Origin of the sequence: Halococcus salifodinae DSM 8989, assembly GCF_000336935.1 — an archaeon.
In the GTDB taxonomy this organism is placed as follows: Archaea; Halobacteriota; Halobacteria; order Halobacteriales; family Halococcaceae; genus Halococcus; species Halococcus salifodinae.
The window spans coordinates 40,501-60,500 of sequence record NZ_AOME01000075.1; the positions used below are offsets into that span (position 1 = coordinate 40,501).

General features: G+C 65.1%; 18 protein-coding genes and 1 tRNA gene. 10 read left to right on the forward strand and 9 right to left on the reverse strand.

From position 1 onward, the window contains the following. Positions 1–97: 97 nt before the first annotated feature. Positions 98–1,537, forward strand: coding sequence for an NCS2 family permease (locus C450_RS15290; protein ID WP_085945734.1), 1,440 nt, complete (start codon positions 98–100; stop codon positions 1,535–1,537). Positions 1,538–1,670: 133 nt separating this feature from the next. Then, positions 1,671–2,291, forward strand: a complete 621-nt coding sequence (gene npdG / locus C450_RS15295) for an NADPH-dependent F420 reductase (protein WP_049910304.1) — start codon at positions 1,671–1,673, stop codon at positions 2,289–2,291. A gap of 106 nt (positions 2,292–2,397) precedes the next feature. Here npdG and C450_RS15300 read toward each other — a convergent pair whose 3' ends face one another. From C450_RS15300 to C450_RS15310, 3 genes are all read right to left on the reverse strand, one after another. After that, positions 2,398–3,717: a 5'-deoxyadenosine deaminase gene (locus tag C450_RS15300; protein ID WP_005044940.1), complete on the reverse strand. Its 1,320-nt coding sequence runs from the start codon at positions 3,715–3,717 to the stop codon at positions 2,398–2,400. A 98-nt stretch (positions 3,718–3,815) separates the two neighbouring features. Continuing rightward, on the reverse strand, positions 3,816–5,180 hold the full coding sequence (locus C450_RS15305; protein WP_005044943.1) for an APC family permease: 1,365 nt from the start codon (positions 5,178–5,180) through the stop codon (positions 3,816–3,818). 198 nt (positions 5,181–5,378) lie between these two features. Then, positions 5,379–5,756 (reverse strand): Rid family detoxifying hydrolase, encoded by a 378-nt coding sequence (locus tag C450_RS15310; protein ID WP_005044945.1) that lies wholly within the window; start codon positions 5,754–5,756, stop codon positions 5,379–5,381. 893 nt (positions 5,757–6,649) lie between these two features. Here C450_RS15310 and C450_RS15315 point away from each other — a divergent pair. Continuing rightward, complete coding sequence (locus tag C450_RS15315) at positions 6,650–7,678, forward strand: hypothetical protein (RefSeq protein WP_005044947.1); 1,029 nt, start codon at positions 6,650–6,652, stop codon at positions 7,676–7,678. 305 nt (positions 7,679–7,983) lie between these two features. Here the strand turns inward: C450_RS15315 and C450_RS15320 are convergent. The 3 genes from C450_RS15320 to C450_RS23260 form a co-directional block, all read right to left on the reverse strand. Beyond that, positions 7,984–8,057: transfer RNA gene (locus tag C450_RS15320), tRNA-Lys, on the reverse strand. Positions 8,058–8,086: 29 nt separating this feature from the next. Further along, on the reverse strand, positions 8,087–8,782 hold the full coding sequence (locus C450_RS15325; RefSeq protein WP_005044948.1) for a DUF7119 family protein: 696 nt from the start codon (positions 8,780–8,782) through the stop codon (positions 8,087–8,089). Between the two features lie 60 nt (positions 8,783–8,842). After that, the gene (locus C450_RS23260; RefSeq protein ID WP_005044950.1) at positions 8,843–8,974 is read right to left on the reverse strand and encodes a hypothetical protein; all 132 of its coding nucleotides are present in this window, start codon (positions 8,972–8,974) and stop codon (positions 8,843–8,845) included. Positions 8,975–9,278: 304 nt separating this feature from the next. On the opposite strand from C450_RS23260, the gene C450_RS15330 reads away from it, so the two are divergent. The 4 genes from C450_RS15330 (at position 9,279) to C450_RS15345 (ending at position 12,300) form a co-directional block, all read left to right on the forward strand. Next, the gene (locus tag C450_RS15330) at positions 9,279–9,608 is read left to right on the forward strand and encodes a hypothetical protein (RefSeq protein WP_005044952.1); all 330 of its coding nucleotides are present in this window, start codon (positions 9,279–9,281) and stop codon (positions 9,606–9,608) included. A gap of 107 nt (positions 9,609–9,715) precedes the next feature. Further along, a complete protein-coding gene (locus C450_RS15335; RefSeq protein ID WP_005044954.1) occupies positions 9,716–11,491 on the forward strand; it encodes a nitrite/sulfite reductase in 1,776 nt (591 codons plus the stop codon). 82 nt (positions 11,492–11,573) lie between these two features. After that, positions 11,574–11,915 carry a LiaF domain-containing protein gene (locus C450_RS15340; RefSeq protein ID WP_005044955.1) on the forward strand — a complete coding sequence of 114 codons (342 nt, stop codon included), beginning with the start codon at positions 11,574–11,576 and terminating at the stop codon, positions 11,913–11,915. Positions 11,916–12,018: 103 nt separating this feature from the next. Next, positions 12,019–12,300: a DUF6360 family protein gene (locus tag C450_RS15345; protein WP_005044957.1), complete on the forward strand. Its 282-nt coding sequence runs from the start codon at positions 12,019–12,021 to the stop codon at positions 12,298–12,300. Positions 12,301–12,329: 29 nt separating this feature from the next. On the opposite strand, the gene C450_RS15350 is transcribed toward C450_RS15345, so the two are convergent. Next, positions 12,330–12,737, reverse strand: a complete 408-nt coding sequence (locus C450_RS15350; RefSeq protein ID WP_005044958.1) for a hypothetical protein — start codon at positions 12,735–12,737, stop codon at positions 12,330–12,332. Positions 12,738–12,859: 122 nt separating this feature from the next. Here C450_RS15350 and C450_RS15355 point away from each other — a divergent pair, with 122 nt between their 5' ends. Then, entirely contained in the window at positions 12,860–13,816 is a 957-nt protein-coding gene (locus C450_RS15355; protein WP_005044959.1) for an oxidoreductase, read from the forward strand. 52 nt (positions 13,817–13,868) lie between these two features. Here C450_RS15355 and C450_RS15360 read toward each other — a convergent pair whose 3' ends face one another. Together C450_RS15360 and C450_RS15365 are read right to left on the reverse strand one after the other, a co-directional pair. Beyond that, positions 13,869–15,068 carry a hypothetical protein gene (locus C450_RS15360; protein WP_005044962.1) on the reverse strand — a complete coding sequence of 400 codons (1,200 nt, stop codon included), beginning with the start codon at positions 15,066–15,068 and terminating at the stop codon, positions 13,869–13,871. A gap of 53 nt (positions 15,069–15,121) precedes the next feature. Beyond that, positions 15,122–16,414, reverse strand: coding sequence for an MBL fold metallo-hydrolase (locus C450_RS15365; protein WP_005044963.1), 1,293 nt, complete (start codon positions 16,412–16,414; stop codon positions 15,122–15,124). 217 nt (positions 16,415–16,631) lie between these two features. Between C450_RS15365 and coxB the strand changes: the two genes are divergently transcribed. Together coxB and C450_RS15375 are read left to right on the forward strand one after the other, a co-directional pair. Beyond that, on the forward strand, positions 16,632–17,459 hold the full coding sequence (gene coxB / locus C450_RS15370; RefSeq protein ID WP_049910313.1) for a cytochrome c oxidase subunit II: 828 nt from the start codon (positions 16,632–16,634) through the stop codon (positions 17,457–17,459). Beyond that, positions 17,456–19,990 (forward strand): cbb3-type cytochrome c oxidase subunit I, encoded by a 2,535-nt coding sequence (locus C450_RS15375; protein WP_005044965.1) that lies wholly within the window; start codon positions 17,456–17,458, stop codon positions 19,988–19,990. The genes coxB and C450_RS15375 overlap by 4 nt, the downstream gene beginning before the upstream one ends. Positions 19,991–20,000 lie beyond the last annotated feature (10 nt).

A 20,000-nucleotide genomic window follows, 5' to 3' on the forward strand; every position in this document is an offset into this window, starting at 1 on the left:
CACGAAACTCACCGGGACGAGTATCCACCGTCCTATCCAAACGACTAAAAGTGCTGCTGTGATGTGTCACGACGACATGGCAGACGATACTGGATCGATGTCGGGGGGCAGCGACGAGGGTGGCGGGACGAAGGGTTCGGTGTTCGCGCGGTACTTCGGGTTCGAAGAACACGGCACCGATCTCAGGACCGAGATCGTCGCCGGGATCACGACCTTTCTCGCGATGTCGTACATCATCGTCGTGAACCCCGCGATACTGGCTGGGATACCGGGCAGCGATGGCAAGCCCGGTATCGTGATCGAGGGGTACTCGGTGGTGGAGGTCCAGCAGATGCTGACGGTCGTGACGATCATCTCGGCCGTCGTGGGACTTCTCGTGATGGCGTTCTACGCGAACCAGCCGTTCGGTCTGGCTCCCGGTCTGGGACTCAACGCCTTCTTCGCGTTCACCGTCGTGGGGGCCATCGGCATTCCGTGGGAAACGGCCCTGGCGGCGATATTCACTGAAGGGATCATCTTCATCGTGTTGACGGCCGTCGGAGCACGGACGTACGTCATCAGGCTGTTTCCGGAGCCGGTCAAACTCGCGATCGGTACTGGAATCGGCCTGTTTCTCGCGATCATCGGTCTCCAGGCGATGCAGGTGGTCGTCGACGATCCGACGACGCTCCTCACACTCGGTAACGTTGCCTCCGATCCCGTCGCGATCCTTGCGGTGCTTGGACTGTTCGTCACGCTTGCGCTGTACGCTCGGGGCGTCAAGGGTTCGATCATCGTCGGTGTCGTTCTCACGGCTGTACTGGGATATCTCGCCACCACCGTCGGTCTCACCGATCCTGGCGTGTTGTTCCCGGAGACGTTGCCCAGCGCACAGTACGACATCACACCGCTGTTCGGTGCGTTCCTCGAGGGGTTCACCGACATCGACGGGTTCGTCTTCGGGCTCGTCGTGTTCACGTTCTTCTTCGTGGATTTCTTCGATACGGCTGGCACGCTCGTCGGCGTCGGCCAGGCCGGTGACTTTCTCGATGAGGACAACAACTTCCCGGACATCGACAAACCGCTGATGGCCGACGCGGTCGCCACCACGGCCGGTGCGGCCCTCGGTACGTCGACGGTGACCACGTTCGTCGAATCGGCAACCGGCGTCGAAGAGGGTGGCCGTACGGGCATGACCGCGTTGGTTATCGCCGTGTTGTTCCTCCTCGCGCTGGTGGTCGTTCCGTTCGCAGCGGCGATTCCACAGTACGCCTCGAACATCGCGCTGGTCGTGGTCGCGCTGTTGATGCTCACGAACGTCGCCGACATCGACTGGAACGACCTGACGCACGCGATCCCGGCGGGGCTCACCATCCTCGTGATGCCGCTGACGTACTCGATCGCGTACGGCATCGCCGCCGGCCTCATCACCTACCCCATCATGAAGACCGCGGTCGGTGAGTTCGACGACGTCAAAGCGGGCCAGTGGGTGATCGCCGCTGCGTTCGTGGTCTACTTCTACGTCCGCACGAGCGGCGTGCTTACCGGGGCAGTGTAACGCATTTCGGACGAGGCGCTGTGTCTCGGCGGTGGGGTGCTTGAAGCACTCCCTCGGTTGGTGTGAACCGGCGCGGCTCCGTGCACACTGCCGGAGACGGTACGTTTTTGCCACCGTCAGGCGAGAGGCGAGTATGCGAGTCGCACTACTCGGCGGTACCTGTCTCTTATACACATCTNATGTGTATAAGAGACAGGGCGAGTCCCGCGCGGCGGACTACCGGAATCGCCTGGCCGATCGCGGCATCGACACCGATATTTCGGGCACCGACAACGCGAGCGCCGCCGCGGGGAGCCGGATCGTCGTGGCGGGCGTCCCGCCAGCCTACGCCGCCGACACGATCGAGGCGGTGCGCGACGACCTCACCGAGGAGGCGATCGTCGTCAGCCCCGCGGTGGCGATGGCGCGCAACGGCACCGGTTTTCACTACGACACACCGGAAGCAGGTAGCGTCGCGGAGGCGGTTGCGGCCGTCACGCCCGACGAGGTGCCGATCGTGAGCGCGTTCCAGAACCTCGCGGCCGGCGCGCTCACCGATCTCGATCGAGAACTCGCCCTCGACGTCGTGGTCTCCGGCGACGACGCCGACGCGAAGGGCGTCGTCGTGGAGCTCGCGGAGGAGATCGACGGGCTGCGTGCGCTCGACGCCGGGCCGCTCGCGAACAGCGCCGAGATCGAGAGCATCACGCCGTTGCTCATCAACCTCGCGATGAACAACGACGGGATGCACGACCTCGGCGTCCGGTTCCAGTAACCGCTACCGGGACTCGACGATTCTCGACCAACCACGGAGCGCGTCGCCTCCCGCCGCACCGATTCGATCGTCGCGCCGTCGAGCGAGACGTCCTCACCCCGGTCGGTCATGGAACCGGCTCGTCGGCGACCGCGTCGAGATCGAGGTCCACAGCACGAGCCTCCTCGCGGATCGCGTGGGCGTCGGCGACCGTGAGTTCGCCGTCCTCGTAGAGCACTTCGCCGTCGACCATCGTGAACGCGACGTCGTCGCCGTGGGCCGCAAAGACCAGATGCGAAAGCACGTCGTGGAGTGGCGTCGCGCGCGTGAGGTCGGTCGTGAGCCCGATGATGTCGGCCTTCCACCCCTCCACGAGCTTGCCGATCCCCTCGAACCCGGCGGCGTCCGCACCGTTTACCGTCGCCATCTCGAACACCGTCTCGGCGGGCGTGCTCGTGGGATCGAGCGCGTCGACCTTCTGGAGCAGGCTCGCCTGGCGCATCTCGGTGAACGGGTCGAGGGTGTTGTTGCAGGGCGGGCCGTCGTTGCCGAGCGCGACGTTGATCCCGCGATCGAGATAGTCCGGGATCGGCGCGATCCCCGAGGCGAGCTTCATGTTCGACGAGGGGCAGTAGGTGACGTGGGTGCCGGTCTCGGCGAGCACCTCGCGCTCGGTCTCGTCGGTGTGGACACAGTGGGCGAGCACGACGTCCTCGCCGGTGATCCCCACCTCGTCGAGCCAGTGGATGTTGCGGTGGCCGGTCTCGCGCTCGACCGTCGCGATCTCGTCTTGGTTCTCGCTCGCGTGGGTGTGGATGCGGACGCCGTCGTACCGGTCGGTGAGTTCGCGCACACCGCGGAGACACTCCTCGGTGCAGCTCACCGCGAACCGTGGCGTCACCGCGTATCGGATGCGGTCGTCGAACGCGCCGTGGTACTCCCGGATGAGTCGTTCGCTCTCGTCGAGGCCCGCGTCGGTTTCTTCGAGGAGGCCATCGGGCGATTCCTTGTCCATCAGGACCTTCCCCAGCCGTCCACGGATTCCCAGCTCGCCGGCGGCCTCGAACGCCCGATCGGCGTGTGAGACGGAGAGGTGATCCACACACGTGGTCGTCCCGCTCTCGATCAGTTCGAGATACCCGAGTTTGGCGGCGGCTTCCATCTGATCGGCGTCGAGAGTCGCCTCCATCGGGAGAACGTAGTCGAACAGCCAGTCCAGCAGCGCGGTGTCGTCCGCGATCCCTCGTCCGAGGCTCTGGATCGAGTGAATGTGACCGCCGACGAGGCCCGGCGCGAGCACGTCGTACGCCGTGGTCGCGTGGTCGGGGTAGCGATCTTCCAGCTCCGCTGCGTCGCCGACGGCTTCGATCCGGTCGTCCTCGACCACGACCGCACCGTCGTGGATGACCGTCTGCGCGTCGACAACGACGGTGCCAGCCAGTAGCATAACCGAGTACCGGTCGCCGGTCGACGAACAAAAAGGTTGCTAGCTGTCGGTCGACGGCATGTGCGACGTACTCTGTCGGCTTTCCTCACGGGAACACGTCAGGCGTTCTCGCTGTCGGGCGTCGCCGTGACGTCGCCGAACACGTACTGCACGACGAACCCGGCGAGGAGCGTCGCGACGGTGAGACCGGCAGCCACCGGGTAATCGATCGAGAGCCCGGCTGCCAGAAGCGTGAGGAAGCCGAACGCGACCCCAGCGGTGAGGAGGCCGCCCGGCGCGTGGAAGGTCGGCGTTACGTCCGTCCGGTAGACCCGGAGACCGACGAACGACGCGATGTTGATGGCATAGGGGAGGACGGTGCCGACGAGCGCGGCGAGCACGATCCCGCCGACGACCTGCTTGCCGACGACGACGGCCGCAGCGGCAATGGCGACGACACACAGCGCGACGTAGGGGGCGTTCGTGCGGTCGCTCGTCGCGGCGAACGCAGTCGGGAACGTGTCGCGTTCGGCGAGTGCGCGGAGGACGCGCGCGGAGCTGGTCATGCCGACGAGCATCGTGGTGAAGATGGCGACGAGCGCCGCGACGGGCAGTGCGTAGTTCGCGAGCAGCGGGAGCCCCGCGTCGACGACGACCGCCGAGAGCGGCGCGACCATCACGAGATTGTCGCCCGCGAACGCGCTCGGAGGAGTCGTGAGATGGAGTGCGACCACGACCGCCGTGTAGCACAGCGTGGTGATGAGAAGGCTCCCGACGATCGCGCGCGGGATCGTCCACGCCGGCCGTTTCACCTCGCCCGCGGCCGCGGGAACGACCGTCCACGCGCCGTAGCCGGTGATCGCGACGCCGACGGCGGTGAGGAACTGGGTGCTACTTCCGGTAACGAACGGCGTCGTGTTCGCGGGCTCGCCGTTCGCAAATCCGAGAGCTGCGACCGCCGCGAGCACCGCGAGGACGAACGCGGTGAGGACGAGGTTCGTGTGTTTGGTCACGTCGATCCCGGCGAGCGTGACGCCGAGGCTCGCACCGATCGCGAGCAGCCCGAACAGCACGGTGTGGGACCGAACTCCCGCGAGCGACGGGATCGCGCCGAGGTAGTTCGCGACGTACCACGCCGAAACCGCGACGCCGAACACCCAGCCGAGCGCGTACGACGTTCCTTCGAGGTAGGAGAAGAACTGTCTGACGAGCCCGTTCGAGCCGAGGGTTTCGGCCGGGAAGACCGCCGGGCCGCCGGAGTGGGGGAACGCGGTCGCGAGCTCGGTGTAACAGAGCGCGATACTCACCATCCCGACGCCCGCGACGAGCCATGCGAGGATCGCCGCCGGACCGATCCACTGACCGGTGAACGCGGGGTAGAAGAACACCGACGAGCCGATCATTCCGCCGACGCTCAACAACAGCAGGTCACGGAGGCCGACCGTCCGCGGGAGATCGTCCGGGGTTTCGCGAGCGTCCGCCATTGCGTTCGCTCTGGAGCAGAGCCAATTAGGACTACCGGATGGTTGCCGTGACGACGCGGTGGAACCACCTGCTGTCGCCACAAGCTCTGGACTGAGTGACGCCTCGCTTGACGCTTTCTGGAAGCTACCGTTGTTGAACCCGATCAGGATCGACGAAACTGCCGGATCGACCGTCCGAGAGGGGTTTTTTCCAGTGGATTACCGGGACGCGATGGCTTCGATCTCGACGCCGACGCCCTTCGGGAGGTTCCCCACCTCGAAGGCGCTTCTGGCGGGCGGCTCGTCGTCGAAGAAGCCGGCGTAGGTCTCGTTCATCTCGTCGAAGTCGTCGATGTCGGCGAGGAGAATCGTCGTCTTGAGCACGTCGCCCATATCGAGCTCCTCCTCGGCGAGGATGGCTTCGACGTTCGAGAGTGACTGTTCGGTCTGGGTCGCGATCGACTCGTCGGCGAGCGAATCGCCGTCGGGCGTGAACGGGATCTGACCCGCGGTGAAGACGAGATCGTCGTTCGTGGTCGCCTGGCTGTACGCGCCGACCGCCGCCGGTGCGTCGCCCGTACTGATGATGCGCTTCACGCGCTCACCTCACGCTGGCCCGGCTTAATCTTTCTGGAGTGTGGGTAAGCAGCCGAACGCCGGCCGCTGTCACCGGTCTCACTCACCACGGCGTGATCTCACGCCCGTTCAACTCGCCCTCGTCGAAAGGCGTGTGGCGAGTCGTTGAATCGATGGACTGTGACGCCGGTCTCTGGTGATGACGCAACTCACTGTCACCGATCGAACGAAGGACATTTTCCGATTTTTACACACTAAGGGTGTGTATTATCTCGCCCGATCGTCACTCTGGCGAACGAGTTCTTTCACTTTCGTGTTCCGACGACCGGTTCGTGACGGTGCGAACCCGCTTCCGTCAGTCGACGACCGCACAGTCACCCACCGGCCACAGCACGCACCATCAATCCAATCAAAACAATCAACTCACTACCGACTGAAACAGCCGACAGCGATACGATGAACCCAGCTCCCTTACGAGACTCTCAGTGGAGGGTCGAAACGGTCGGATGTGATGTCGACTGGACAGCTGTGATCGTCAATCAAGGCTACTATTCAACTATTTCAGCGAACTGTACTTATACTCATCATTCCAACGCCCATCTTCACTATTCGTTTGTAACTATCACTCAACACTCGCTTCGTACCACTGCATTGTCGACCGTGACTGCGATACGGCACTATTGACCGATCTCTAGCGGATTCATCGAACAGGTCAAATTTTCCACCGCTTCGTGGATTCGTACGTGTTGTTATTTTTAATCTATTACCGGCCGCGACGAGTAGACCAATTTCGCTAGTAGCAGTCCCGCGATCCGCGTGGACCGCTGAATCGTCGACGACGTTCGGGATGGTTCGCTCCCGGGTCGCTTCGGCGAAGAGCAACGATTAAACGGCGGGCAATCCTCGCGCCGAGTATGCAACGACGGGCTGCGGCGGTCTACATCGTTTTCTTCGTGGTGGTCGCGATTGGGGCGTACTCGTTGATCACGGTGGCCGAGGAGCCGACCGTCTCGGTCGAAGGGCAGAGCTACGCTCAGGGGGACACCCTCCAGGCTGGAGGACAGGCGTGGATGGTCAACGTCAGCGACGGCTCCGGCGAGGTGTCGCGGGTCAACGAATCGGTCCAGTTCAGCACCTCGTTCGCGAACAACTCCACCCTCCTCTATCAGAACGAGACCTATCGGACAGCGCCCAACGGCTCCGGCGGTGGGGGCGCAGCCGGGACCACGACGCCAGGCGCGCCCACCACTACCACTCCGTCTGGAGCGATGGCCAACGGCTCCGACGGCACACGCTTCCGGGTCGCGATCGCCAACGTTTCCGGGGGGAACGCCTCCAGCGGAAACGCCTCCGGTAACGCATCGACGGGCAACGCGTCCGCCGGCAATGCCTCCGGCGGCAACGCGTCCGCCGGGAACGCGTCCACTGCCAATCTCACCTCGTTCACGCTTCGTGAGACGTTCGACGTGAACCAGCAACTGCGGGACGATCCGGACGTCGCGGACACGGCGCTGACCGGGGTCAACGGCACCCAGTACGTCCGGTATCAGAACGGAACGACCCAGCCGCTCGGCGAGTATCTGCCGACGCCCGAAACCCGGAACGTCTCGGTCGGTGACGAGTTCCCCTACGCCAACAACTCCACGACCGTCTCGGGCGTCAACACGAGCGGCGTGTCGCTCGCGTGGACCGGTCCACAGACTGAATCGATGGAGCTCGCGGCGGGAGAAAACGTCACCGTCGGTAACACGACGTACGTCACCCAGTTCGGTGCGGACAACAGCACCGTCACGCTCTCACAGGACGTCGCCGGCTACCAGGAAGAGCTGGCCGATGTCCAGGACTTCGAAGACCGCATTCTCGGTCTCTGGGGGATCATCATCATCAGTATCTTCGCTGCCATCCTCATCGCGGCGCTCGCGTACATGCCCGTGAGAGGCTGAATCCCAAATCATTCTTTCGGGCTGAACGTCGCCCTCTCGCAGCTCTCTTCGGTCTTCATTTCGTTCGGAGAACCGTCAGAAACGGGCCGGGAGGGATTCGAATCACGCTCGTTCCGTTCGTGGTTCGAGAGAGCGAAGCTCTCTCGTCATCACGAAAGGCGCTTCGCGCCTTTCGAACGACTTCGCTCACTTCACTCCCTGCTTCGAATCCTCCTTGCCGCTTCGCTGCTCGCGTCCGTTTTCGGTGACTTCGCTCCGCTCGTCACGGCGTTTCACTCGCTCCGCTCGTGAAACCGTCGCAGAAGCGGGCTGGGAGGGATTCGAACCCCCGACCGTCCGGTTAAAAGCCGGACGCTCTGCCTAACTGAGCTACCAGCCCACACCCGCGCTGGGGCCGTCGTGCCTAAATCAGTACCGTTCCGGCGGCGAGTCCTCGGTCGGTTCCCACACATCGAGCGCCTCGGCGACGAGGGCCGACGGATCGACCCCCCGGAGGGCGGCCTGGCGTCTGAGCTCGCGGTACGTCTCCGATGGAAGGTCGAGCGTCACCTCCCCGGGCGGGACACCGTGAGTGGCGAGCGCGCGCTCCGGCGGGACGTCCGAGTTGATGTCGCTCGCGATCGATCGGACGTCCCGCACGGTGAGATCGGCGTCGAGGGTCGCCCACGCGAGCAGGAAGCGCGCCTCGCCCGCGACCCGGGCGATGTGTTTCGCCGCGGTCGGGGCGATCTCGCCGGTGGCGACGTACTGACGGATCGATCGCGGGAGATCGTGAACCCGTGCCCACTTCCGGATGAACGACACCGTGGCGTCGCCGTCGACGCGCTCGGCCGCGGCCTTGTACGAGCCCTCGCCGCGGACCAAAGCCGCACACGCCGCCGCCCCGCGGAGCATGTAGACACTGTCGGCGTCGCCCACGGAATCGTCGGCGAACGACCGCACGATCTCGGCGGCGCGCGCCACGCTCTCGGGATCGTCGGGATCGAACTGGACGGCCTCGCGCGCGCGTTCACCGGCAAAGGTGGGATCACCCCGGATCACCGGCTCGCCGACGGGCGAGTCGCGGTCGGTCCTCGTCCCGTCGGGCGCGCCGTCAGGGGTCATACCGCCTCGTGGAGACGACGAATGAAAAGTACCCCGCCACCGTGTGTCAGCCGCGCACCGTCAGTCGGCGTTCGCCTCGCGCTCTTCGGAGAGATGCTCCCAGATCTCGGTGCAGCCACAGCCGTCGTCGACGTCGTCGAGATGATCCGTGTTCGGTTCCCGCTGCTCTTCGGCCGGCTCCGGGTCGCTCATCGATCCGCTCCCGATTCGTCGTACAGCTCCGGTGCGACGTCCGCCGACACGTGTTGGCGTTCGCCGTCGTTCTCTCTCATCACTCCGCGGTACGCCAGTGGCCCGGATAAGGCCGCGCCCACCTGTAAACCCTACCCAGGCTCTCGCTTACCGGCAACAGTTGTCGTGATATCCGACAGTCGAATCACGGACAATGCCGACGCCCTCGGGTGATTTCGGTGTTGCCGTGCGTCATCGAACCTGTGGACGTTCGAGGGCGATCGTGGGTCGATGGGTTCAGGGGAGCGCGGCGTCGAGAACGGCTGTGCCAATCGACGTCCACCAGCTCGACGCCGGGGCGTGGATCAGCGTCAACGACACCCGCGAGGTCAGCGTCGGCGACCTCTGGTGGCTCGCGCGACACGACGTCTGTCCCTGCGAGATGGCGGATTTCCTCGCCGAAGGGTTCGTCGAGGTCGGCGTCGATCCCCCAACGATCGAGGCCCGCATCGCCGGCCAGTGCATCGCCTGCGGGGCGAGCGACGTCACCGACTGGCTCACGGTCGGTCGGGTGATCGACGGCGAGTTCTATTCCGTGGTTCCCGAGAGCGTCCACGTCCCTCGCCGGCGCACTCGCCTCGCTCGCTCCGAGTGACCCTCTCCAACGACCCGGAATACCGGCAACATTCTCTCCCTCCGGCGAGACGCGGGGAGGATTGACGCCACGGGCGAGGGTTTAGGCGTCGGACGCTTTGCGGTGATATGCCGAGTAAAGTCGAGGGCTGGAAAGACGAGGTCTACGGCGAGGAGGTCCGCGAGCATCTCTTCGAGTTCGCCGAGAAGGGGTGGGAGGCGATCCCCGAGGACGAACACGACGCGTGGTTCGAGCGGTTCAAATGGTGGGGGTTGTACCACCAGCGCAACGGCCAGGAGAGCTACTTCATGATGCGGATCGGGACGCCCAACGGCGTGCTCGAACCGGGCCAGCTCGAAGTAGTCGGCGAGATCGCCGACGAGTACGCCCGCGGTCCGGTCGACAACCCCGAGTTCGGCGGCGCGTACTGCGACTGGACCACCCGCCAGTCGATCCAACTCCACTGGATCCGGATCGAGGACGTCCCCGAAATCTTCGAGAAACTCGAAGAAAACGGCATGTCGACCATCCAGGCCTGCGGCGATTCCTGGAGAAATATCGTCGGCTGTCCGGTCGCGGGCAAGGACAAACACGAGCACGTCGATGCGTGGCCAGTAGCCGAAGAGCTCCACGAGGAGTTCAAGGGCAACGACGCCTACGAGAACATGCCCCGGAAGTGGAAGGTCTCGGTCACGGGCTGTGACGAGGGCTGCGGCCAGGGCGACATCAACGATCTAGCCTTTGAACCCGCCGAGAAGGAGATCGACGGCGAGGAAACGATGGGGTTCAACGTCCGCGTCGGCGGCGGCCTCTCGCGGAAAGAACCGCGCTTCGCGCGCGACATCGACGTGTTCTGCACCCCCGAGGATGCCTCGAAGGTCTCCGCGGGCATGTCTGCCCTCTTCCGCGATCACGGCGACCGCGACGACCGATTCAACGCCCGGATCAAGTTCCTCGTCGACGAGTGGGGTACCGAGAAGATCCGCGAAACCCTCCAAGAGGAGTACATCGACTACGAGCTCCCCACGGCCGGCGAGGACCTCCGCGAGGACTACACCTACAACGCGGGTCGCCAGGACGAACACGGCGACCACATCGGCGTCCACGAACAGCCCGACGGCAACTACTACGTCGGCCTCGATGTCCTCGTGGGGCGGATGGGAGCCGAGGACACCCTCGAACTCGCCGACCTCGCCGACGAGTACGGCTCCGGTGAGGTTCGACTCACGCAGCGCCAGAACGTCATCGTGACCGACGTTCCCGAGGACGATCTCGACGCGTTCCTCGACGAACCCCTCTTGGAAGACTACTCGCCCGACCCACACCCGTTCATGCGCGGCTCGATCGCCTGCACCGGGACGGAGTTCTGCTCGCTCTCGATCGTCGAGACCAAGAACCGCCAGGTCCGGTACGCCCGCTGGCTCAAAGAGAACGTCGCGCTCCCCGACGGGATCGAGGACTTCCACGTCCACCTTTCGGGCTGTACCGCCTCGTGCGCCCAGCCACAGATCGCCGACATCAGTCTTCGGGGAATGAAGACCAGAAAGGACGGCGAGCCCGTCGAGGCGTTCGACATCGGGCTCGGTGGCGGACTCGGCGAGGACCCCCACTTCGCGGACTGGATCGCGATGCGGGTCGCGGCCGACGAGGTGCCTGGCTACATCGCGAACGTCCTCGCGGCCTACGAGGACGAATCCGACGACTCCGAGAGCTTTCGTGAGTTCATCGCCGCGCGCGACGAGGACGAACTCGAAGCGCTCGCCGACCCCGAGGAGACCGACTACGAGGACCCGTTCATGCACAACACGAAGATGACGTGGTACCCCTACGCCGAGGAGGACGACATGGACGACCGACCGACGCCCGCCCGCGCCGACGGCACCCCGATCCCGGCTGACGACTGAGACGCCCGCTTCGACGCGTTCGTTTTTCGTCGCGATCCGTGTCGACGATACAGTTACGATACTGTCGCTCGTTGACCGTGCTATGGAATTGAACCACTACGCGGTCTTCAGCAGCGACGAGCGGCGGATCGCCACTGCGGAGTTCAGAGGTGGGCGTGTAACGGCGGTGCTCTCCGAATTCGAACTCGACCTCCGAGGAGCGGAGACGCCCGGATTTCCGGCGGTAATCGACATACGGGTACTCTTCGCCGAGGTGGACGTCACCGTTCCCGACGAGTGGAACGTCGACGTACGACTGTCGACGCCGCTGTGCGAGTTCCGAGACAGGCACGCGATCCACGCAGCCGAGGAAGGGCCGGCGAGCGAACCCGATCTCGTTCTGACCGGCTTCGGCGTGCTCTCCGAGATCACGCTCAGGGGGTGATCCGATCGGCGTAGCCGAACGCGGGGACGAACCTGCTGTGATTCCTGTTCCCGTCCCCGCTCGCCCACAGTCTCGTTAAGTATCCGGCTGTCGAAACCGGGGTATGAGCGATCGCATTCTGAAGGTCAACGCCTACACCACGCTCGATCTGCTCGACGGCCACGCGGAGGGTCACGATTTCGAGGAGGACGCACTCGCGGTGCTCAACGTCACCGCTGCCCGCAAAAACCCCGAGCACGTCCAGCTCCAGCTCGAAATCGACAACACAGACCTCGACCACCTTCCTGCTCACGCCGACGAGGTGCAGCTCTCACCCGACCAAGCCCGCGAGGTCGCGGCCGCGCTCGAAGACCACGCCGCGGACGTCGAGGCCGCCCAGAACTAAGTGGCGTTTGCGCGCTCGTCGTTCTCGATCTATCGATCAGCTTGCCGGTCGCCCTCGCTGCGCTCGCGCCAGTCGCGCTGTTGTCGGCGCTCGGTGACGTGCCGTCGGCCGTCGGCCAGCGCCTCGCGCACCTCCGACTCGAACTCGGCCGCGGGCGTGAGGAACTCGTCAGCGAACGACTCGACGACTTCGTAGGTCCACCGCCCGTCGATCGCACCTGCTGGAAGGAGATCGTCGCGGAGGACGTCCGCCCACGCGTCGTGGCCGGACCTGCGGAGTTTCTCGCGTGCGTCGTCCAGCCTGTCCATCCCGCGACCGACCTCGTGGTGGAACGCGACGAGATGGCCGTACCCCCGATGGAGATGTTCGATGCCGAGCTGGAGGTCGTGGAGCGCGGTCCGTTCGGTTTCGTCGAGGTCGGTGGGCTCGTCGTCCATACTGGAACATCACCGACCATGAACAAAACACCTCGGCGCAGGGACGCGTTCGTGGACGATACTGGATCGGGCGGGGCCGCCGCAACGCTAACTGCTTTCCGTATCCTCTACCCACGACCTGCATGGCATTCAACGGCGGCTGGACCGCGGAACGAATGGGGGACCTCGACGGAAAGACGGTGATCGTCACCGGCGCGAACAGCGGGCTCGGCTACGAGGCGGCGCGGGAGTTCGCGATCCACGGCGCGAACGTCGTCCTCGCGTGCCGCAGCGTCGAGCGCGGTGTCGAGGCGGGCGAGCGGATTCGGGAGGACGCGCCCGAAACCTCGCTCACGGTCATCGAGCTGGATCTCGCGGATCTCGCGTCGGTTGGCCGCTTCGCCGCCGACTTCACCGACACCCACGACGAGCTCCACGTGCTCTGCAACAACGCCGGCGTGATGGCGATTCCGCGGAGCGAGACCGTCGACGGGTTCGAGACCCAGTTCGGCGTCAATCATCTGGGGCACTTCGCGCTCACCGGCACCCTCCTCGAACACCTCCACGAGACCGACGGCGAGACCCGCGTCGTGACCCAGAGCAGCGGCCTCCACGAGAGCGGCGCAATCGACTTCCGTGATCTCCAGCACGAGGATTCCTACGACGAGTGGGACGCCTACGGCCAGAGCAAGCTCGCGAACGTCCTCTTCGCCTACGAGCTCCACCGACGGCTCCGGAACGTCGGCGTCGACGACGTAACCAGCGTGGCGTGTCACCCGGGCTACGCGGCGACGGACCTCCAGCGCCGGGGGCCCGAACAGGCCGGCGAGACCCTCCGGCTGTGGGGGATGAAGGCCGCGAACGCCATCGTCGCTCAGGACGCCGCGACGGGCGCGCTGCCCATGCTCTACGGTGCTACCGAACCTGGTCTGAGCGGCAGCGAGTATATCGGCCCCGGCGGGGTCCGAAACATGCGCGGCTCGCCCGAAGAACAGCGCTCCAGCGAGCGATCGTACGACGAGACGACGGCAGCACGGCTTTGGGAGGTCTCGGCGGAACTGACGGGCGTCACCTACGACTTCGACGTCGCGGCGAACTGAACAGTCGTTGCCAGGGACGGTGATTCGAACCGGCAGGTGATCGAATCGACTCTTACTCGTCGTCGCCGACCTCGGCGGCGGAGTCGTCGTCCGTCTCGATACCGCCCTCGGTGGTGGTGTCTCCGTCGACGAGTCGTCCCTCAATTTCCGCGTCACCGTCTTCATCGCCGAGGCGGCCGGCGTACTCGTCCCAGAGGTCCTCGTCGAGGAGTTCTCGGATCGGGTGGTCGTCGGCTGCGTCGTCCGCCGCCAGTCCGTATAGAAGCCCGAGACCCCCTCCTAGCGCCGCGCCGGACCGCGCTCCTTCGAAGTCCTCCGAGGCGGTCGCCCGGCCCGCGCCCATCTCCGCGCCGCGGAGCACCGACTCGGCGTCGGCCTCGGTGACCCACTGAGCGTACGCCTCGGGCGTGAGTTCCTCGGCGAGGTACGCCGACGCGCCCACCATCGCGCCGACCGACTTGCCGTCGATATTTCGCGTGCCCGCTCCCGCCGAGGCCCCGGCGTTGGCCCGCTTCGCCATCATCGTCGGATCCAGGTCGTCGAACATGGTGTCGTCGTGGCTGGTGGCGTACGCGCCAACCACGCTCCCGCCGAGCACCGCACCCGAGAGGAGGGCCGCCGTGGAGTAACTCGCTGCGATGGCTGGGTTGGCGACCGTGACGCCGGTGGCCAGGCCCCAGAGCGCGGCCTGCTTCGGATCGGCGTCGCGGACGGTTCGCTTGAGTTCGAGCGTGCCGATGCCCGCACGATCGCGCGCGGCGCGGACGACATCTCGGGTCTGATCCCGATCGACCGACGGGAGCGGGACATCACGATCGAGCGAGGACCCCGCTGTCGACCGCGCGTCCGCGGCGAGTTCGCGCGACCGCTCGATACCGGGGAGCATCGACGACTCGGTGTCGACGTCCGTGCTGCCCGCCGACGCCAAGCCGTCGTCGTCGACGCCCATAGCCCGATCGGCATCGTCGCCAGCCACGCGATCACGCGCGTCGCCGAGCGTCGAGCGGACGCGGTCGAACACGCCGTCGCCGGTCTCCTCGTCCCCGACAGTCACGAGAATCTCCGTCCCGTCGGACTCGCCTGCCGCGTCGTGTTCGCCCTGGAGATTCGCGAGTCGCTCGACGAGATCGTCGGTGTCGCGTGCGTCGGCCACCGCGGCGTCGGCCTCGTCGCGCAGGCGGTCGGGGAGGTCGGCGAGCAGTTCCGTAACCCCCTCCTCGGTCCCATCGTCCGTCGCGTTCGGGTCGTCCATGCCCGCATGGAGGCGACGCTCACGGAAAAGCGTTCGAGCAGCGTGTGCAGCGTCTATATCTCGATGGTGTCGCCGAGATCGGGCGCGGCAGCATCGATCCCCTCGTCCTGCAGCTCCGCCGCGAACGCCTCGCACCGATCGCCGTGGTTGACGAGCACCTGGCTGTCGCGGTACGAATCGAGGTAGTCGAACAGTCCATCACGATCGGCGTGTGCGGAGAAGTCGTACTGCTCGACCTGGGCGCTGACCGGCATCCGGCGGCCGTCGATCTCGGCACTCCCGGTGTCGAGCAGGTCGCGGCCCGGCGTCCCCTCGACCTGGTAGCCGGTGAGCGCGATCTTGTTCACCGGATGGCCGGAGATCGCGGGGATGTACGTCATCGCGGGCCCGCCCGACAGCATCCCGCTGGTGGTGACGATCGCGGTCGACTGCTCGGCGATCCGCTTTCGCTGGCCGTCTCGCCCCGTGACGAATCTGGCGTGGCTCGTGGCTCGCTGGAGCGCGTCGGCGTCGCGGACGAACTCGGGATACTGGCGGAGCATCTCCGTCACTCCCTGGCCCATCCCGTCGACGTAACACGGGATGTCGTACTCCGAACAGACGAGTAACAGCTCCTGAGTGCGACCGATCGCGAACGCCGGGATCACCACCGTCCCGCCCTCCCACAGCGTCGTCCGGACGCTCTCGACGAACCGCTCCTCGACCGCGGCACGGTCCTCATGCTCGACGTCCGAGTACGTGCTCTCACAGAGCACCACGTCCGCATCCGGACGTGCGGTGGTTGGCGGAACGAGCCGCTGTCCGCCGACGGACGCCTCGATCTCGTTCGTGCGATCTCCAACACTGCCGTCGTTCTGTGACGTTCCGGTGTGGAAATCCCCCGTGTAGAGCAGGCTGGTGTCGCCGTCATCCACGAGGACGTGCGCGCTACCGGGAATGTGGCCCGCGTCGAAGAACGTCACCGCGTGGCCGGCGGCGGTGAACGACTCACGATAGCTGTGGGTCGTGGCGACTTCACTGACGCGTTTGAGGTCGGTCTCGGTGAACGGGCACCGATAGGAGCCGCCGTGGAGTTTGAGCGTGTCTCGCGCGAGGGTTCGGGCGAGCTCGCCGGTCGGTGGCGTCCAGTGGATCGAGGGGCGGGAATCACCCGAAAGCAGCCCAGGCACGACCCCGGCGTGGTCGAGGTGGCCATGCGAGACGACCACCGCTTCGGGATCGACCGATCCGACGGGAAACCCCGGCGGCGTGCCCGATCGCATCCCGTAATCGAGTAGAAGAGAGTCGTTGACGAGGACGGCGCTCCGACCGACCTCGCGAGCGCCCCCGAGAAAGCGGAGATCCATTGGGAGCACTACCCGTCGAACGGGTTTCGGCCCGTCGGTTCACAGCCGGCTGCACGCACCTCGTGATCGGCGAGAGTGACACTCGATCGTCTTTGTCCACCCCCGATCGCTTTCGTTCGCCCCTCGATCGGCTCGCCGTCCCCGAGACGAGTGGTCCATGATACCGACCCCCAATGAATAAGTACTCTCACCGATGATGATGTATGACGAAGTTTCGATGTATCCGATGGTCCCGCTCACGGCGCTCGTCATGCCGCTCCAGAGCGGTCTCGTTCCGGACGGCGGCCGCGACGAGATCTTTCAGACGATCTTCGTGTGGTTCCTGATCCTCGGGACGATCGTCGGGGTCGTCGTCATCGGGTACATGCTCTACAATGCGTACAAGTTCCGGGACCGCGGGGAGCGGGACGATGACGACGGTATCGACCGTCCCGAACTGGGTGAACTGCCCGAGGGTGGCGGTGGCGGGCGGAAGCTCGCGCTGTCGCTCCTGTTGAGCGCCGCCATCGTGATCTCGCTCATCACGTGGACGTACTTCGCGCTCGTGGACGTCGAAACCCGGGCGACCCAGACCGACGACAGTCTCAACGTGCAGGTCGAGGGGTTCCAGTTCGGCTGGGAGTTCATCTATCCGAACGGCAACACCTCCGAGACGCTCCGGGTGCCCGCAAACACGACGGTACAGCTCACCGTCACCTCGCGCGATGTCTTCCACAACTTCGGGATCCCGGCGTTCAAGATGAAGACCGACGCTCTCCCCGGCCAGACCACCGACACGTGGTTCCAGCCGAACGAGACCGGGACGTACCAGGCCCAGTGTTTCGAGCTCTGCGGCGCGGGCCACTCCGCGATGAACGCGAACGTGAGCGTGATGGAACCCGACGCGTACGAGCAGTGGTACGAAAACACCACTCCTGCGAACACCACGGGTAACGCTACTACGAACGCCACGACGGATAACGCGACAGCAACCAACGCCACCACAGGGAACGCGACGACGGCGAACAACGCGACGGCAGCGACCAACGGAACCACAGCAGCATGACCGATCGATCAGAACCGACGCCGGACGGGGGGTACGCGGGAGCGGGCGAGGAGCTCCCCGCGACGACCGACGACGGGGACCATGCGACGACTGAATCGCATGGACTGCCGCCGTACGGATCGGTCAAGCGGTGGCTCGTCACCACGAATCACAAGGACGTCGGCATCCTCTACACCGTGACTGCGCTCTTTTTCCTCGTGTTCGGGGGCGTTCTCGCACTCTTGATGCGGGTCCAGCTCTTCTCGCCTGGGTCGGGGGTCCTCAGCCCGATGGGGTACAACCAGACCGTCTCGACGCACGGCCTCATCATGGTGTTCTGGTTCCTCTCGCCGTTCGCGTTCGGCTTCGCGAACTACGTCGTCCCACTTCAGATCGGTGCGAAAGACCTCGCCTTCCCCCGATTGAACGCCCTCAGCTACTGGCTGTACCTCTTTTCGGGACTGTTGCTCGGCGTTTCGTTCTTCCAGGGCGGGACGTTCGCCGGCGGTTGGACGATGTACGCGCCGCTCAACATCCCGACCTACACGCCGAGCATCGGGGCCAGCACGGCGATCCTCGCACTCTTACTGTTCGTGGTGAGCGTCACCGTCTCGTCGGTGAACTTCCTGACCACGATGCACCGGATGCGCGCGGAGGGGCTGACCCTCCGACGACTCCCCCTCTTCACGTGGACCATTCTTCTGACTGTGTGGATGATGCTGTTCGCCTTCGCGGCGCTGCTCGCGGCGCTCGTGATCCTCTCGACGGACCGACTCGTCGGCACGACGTACTTCGCCGCCAGTAGCCCCGGTGGGTCGATCCTCTGGACCCATCTGTTCTGGTTTTTCGGCCATCCAGAGGTCTACATCGTTTTCTTCCCCGCGCTCGGCGTGATGGCGGAAACCTTCCAGACCTTCACCGGACGACGGATCGTGGGCCGGAAGTGGTTCATCGCCGCGATGGTACTGGTGGCGCTCCAGAGCTTCGTGGTCTGGATGCATCACATGTTCCTGACCTCGATCAACCTCCAGATCAAGACGCTCTTTATGGCGACCACCATCGGCATCTCCCTCCCCTTCGACCTGATGGTGTTCTCGCTGATCTACACCACGATCAAGGGGAAAGTGCGCTTTGCCACCCCCTTCCTGTTCACGTTCGGCGCGCTGATCCTGTTCATCGTTGGCGGGATCACGGGCGTCTTTCTGGGGGCTGTCGTGCTCGATTACCAGTTCCGGGGGACGTACTGGGTGGTCGCGCACTTCCACTACGTGATGGTCGGCGGCGTCACCGCGCTGATCGGCGGGCTCTACTACTGGTTCCCGAAGATGACCGGAAAGATGTACGACGAGTTCCTCGGGAAGGTCCACTTCGTCCTCTATTTCGTGGGGTTCAACCTGCTCTACTTCCCGATGTTCGTGGCGTGGGAGACCCCGCGTCGGGTGTTCGAGTACCCCGAGGCGCTCACGATCTGGCATCAGCTCGCCACGGTCGGCGGGTTCATTCTCGGAGCTTCGTTCCTCGTGATGTTCTACAATCTCACGAAGAGCCTCGTCGACGGCGAGGCCGCCACGGGCAACCCGTGGGCGTACTCGACCACCGCCGAGTGGGCGATCCCGTCGCCGCCACCGCTCGAGAACTTCCCCGGCGTCCCGAGCTACCGGAGTGGCTCGCTCGACTTCCTCGGTGGTTCGCCGGAGGTCGCTGACGGCGGTGAGGTTACCGACGGCGGCACGCTCACGACGCGTGACGATCACGCACACGAAGCGCACGCGGGAGAGCCCGAGAGCCACGCGAGCATCTGGCCGTTCGCGATCGGCGTCGGAGCCTTCTTCGTCTTCCTCGGACTGTCGGGTTTCCAGGAAGGGACTCTCGCACCCGGTTTCGCCGGCGGCATGTACCTCACGTTCGCGCTCGTCGGGACCGCGATCGGTGCGGTGTCGCTCGTGGCGCTCGGCCGCGAACGGTTCCACGCCCCGACGGGACCGTTCGGGGAGAGCTGGCCATTTGAGGCGGTCGAGAACACCAAGCTCGGCGTCTGGATCTTCCTCGCCTCCGATATCGTGCTGTTCGGTGCGTTCATCGGCTCGTACGTGTTCGTCCGGATTTCTGCGGGGTGGACCGGATGGGAGCTCGTCCCCGGCGATCCCATTCCGGGGCTGATGAACACCTACCTGCTCCTCACCAGCAGCTTCACCGTGATCCTCGCGCTGGTCGCGGCCGAGAAGCGAAATCGGTGGGGCGTGGTGGCGAGTCTGACCACCACGATCCTGCTCGGGATCGGCTTCCTCGTGAACAAGGGGCTCGAATGGAACCACCTCTTCCACGAGGGGATCGCGATCTCCTCGAACGTCCGCACGTCGACGTTCTTCCTCACCACGGGACTCCACGCCGCCCACGTCATCATCGGCCTGTTGATCGCGGTCTACATGCTCGTGCGGGCGTGGCGGGGGGCGTACCTGGACGACGAGCGCCCGCTCGAATACTTCGGGCTGTACTGGCATTTCGTCGACATCGTGTGGCTGTTCCTGTTCCCGCTGTTCTACATCCTGTGAGGTGATCACG

Bases quoted from the DNA above. Each gene is read 5' to 3' on its own strand.
- C450_RS15290 (WP_085945734.1), top strand. From the start codon at position 98: ATGTCGGGGGGCAGCGACGAGGGTGGCGGGACGAAGGGTTCGGTGTTC.
- C450_RS15300 (WP_005044940.1), bottom strand. From the start codon at position 3,717: ATGCTACTGGCTGGCACCGTCGTTGTCGACGCGCAGACGGTCATCCAC.
- C450_RS15305 (WP_005044943.1), bottom strand. From the start codon at position 5,180: ATGGCGGACGCTCGCGAAACCCCGGACGATCTCCCGCGGACGGTCGGC.
- C450_RS15315 (WP_005044947.1), top strand. From the start codon at position 6,650: ATGCAACGACGGGCTGCGGCGGTCTACATCGTTTTCTTCGTGGTGGTC.
- C450_RS15325 (WP_005044948.1), bottom strand. From the start codon at position 8,782: ATGACCCCTGACGGCGCGCCCGACGGGACGAGGACCGACCGCGACTCG.
- C450_RS23260 (WP_005044950.1), bottom strand. From the start codon at position 8,974: ATGAGCGACCCGGAGCCGGCCGAAGAGCAGCGGGAACCGAACACGGAT.
- C450_RS15335 (WP_005044954.1), top strand. From the start codon at position 9,716: ATGCCGAGTAAAGTCGAGGGCTGGAAAGACGAGGTCTACGGCGAGGAG.
- C450_RS15340 (WP_005044955.1), top strand. From the start codon at position 11,574: ATGGAATTGAACCACTACGCGGTCTTCAGCAGCGACGAGCGGCGGATC.
- C450_RS15345 (WP_005044957.1), top strand. From the start codon at position 12,019: ATGAGCGATCGCATTCTGAAGGTCAACGCCTACACCACGCTCGATCTG.
- C450_RS15350 (WP_005044958.1), bottom strand. From the start codon at position 12,737: ATGGACGACGAGCCCACCGACCTCGACGAAACCGAACGGACCGCGCTC.
- C450_RS15355 (WP_005044959.1), top strand. From the start codon at position 12,860: ATGGCATTCAACGGCGGCTGGACCGCGGAACGAATGGGGGACCTCGAC.
- C450_RS15360 (WP_005044962.1), bottom strand. From the start codon at position 15,068: ATGGACGACCCGAACGCGACGGACGATGGGACCGAGGAGGGGGTTACG.
- C450_RS15365 (WP_005044963.1), bottom strand. From the start codon at position 16,414: ATGGATCTCCGCTTTCTCGGGGGCGCTCGCGAGGTCGGTCGGAGCGCC.
- coxB (WP_049910313.1), top strand. From the start codon at position 16,632: ATGTATCCGATGGTCCCGCTCACGGCGCTCGTCATGCCGCTCCAGAGC.
- C450_RS15375 (WP_005044965.1), top strand. From the start codon at position 17,456: ATGACCGATCGATCAGAACCGACGCCGGACGGGGGGTACGCGGGAGCG.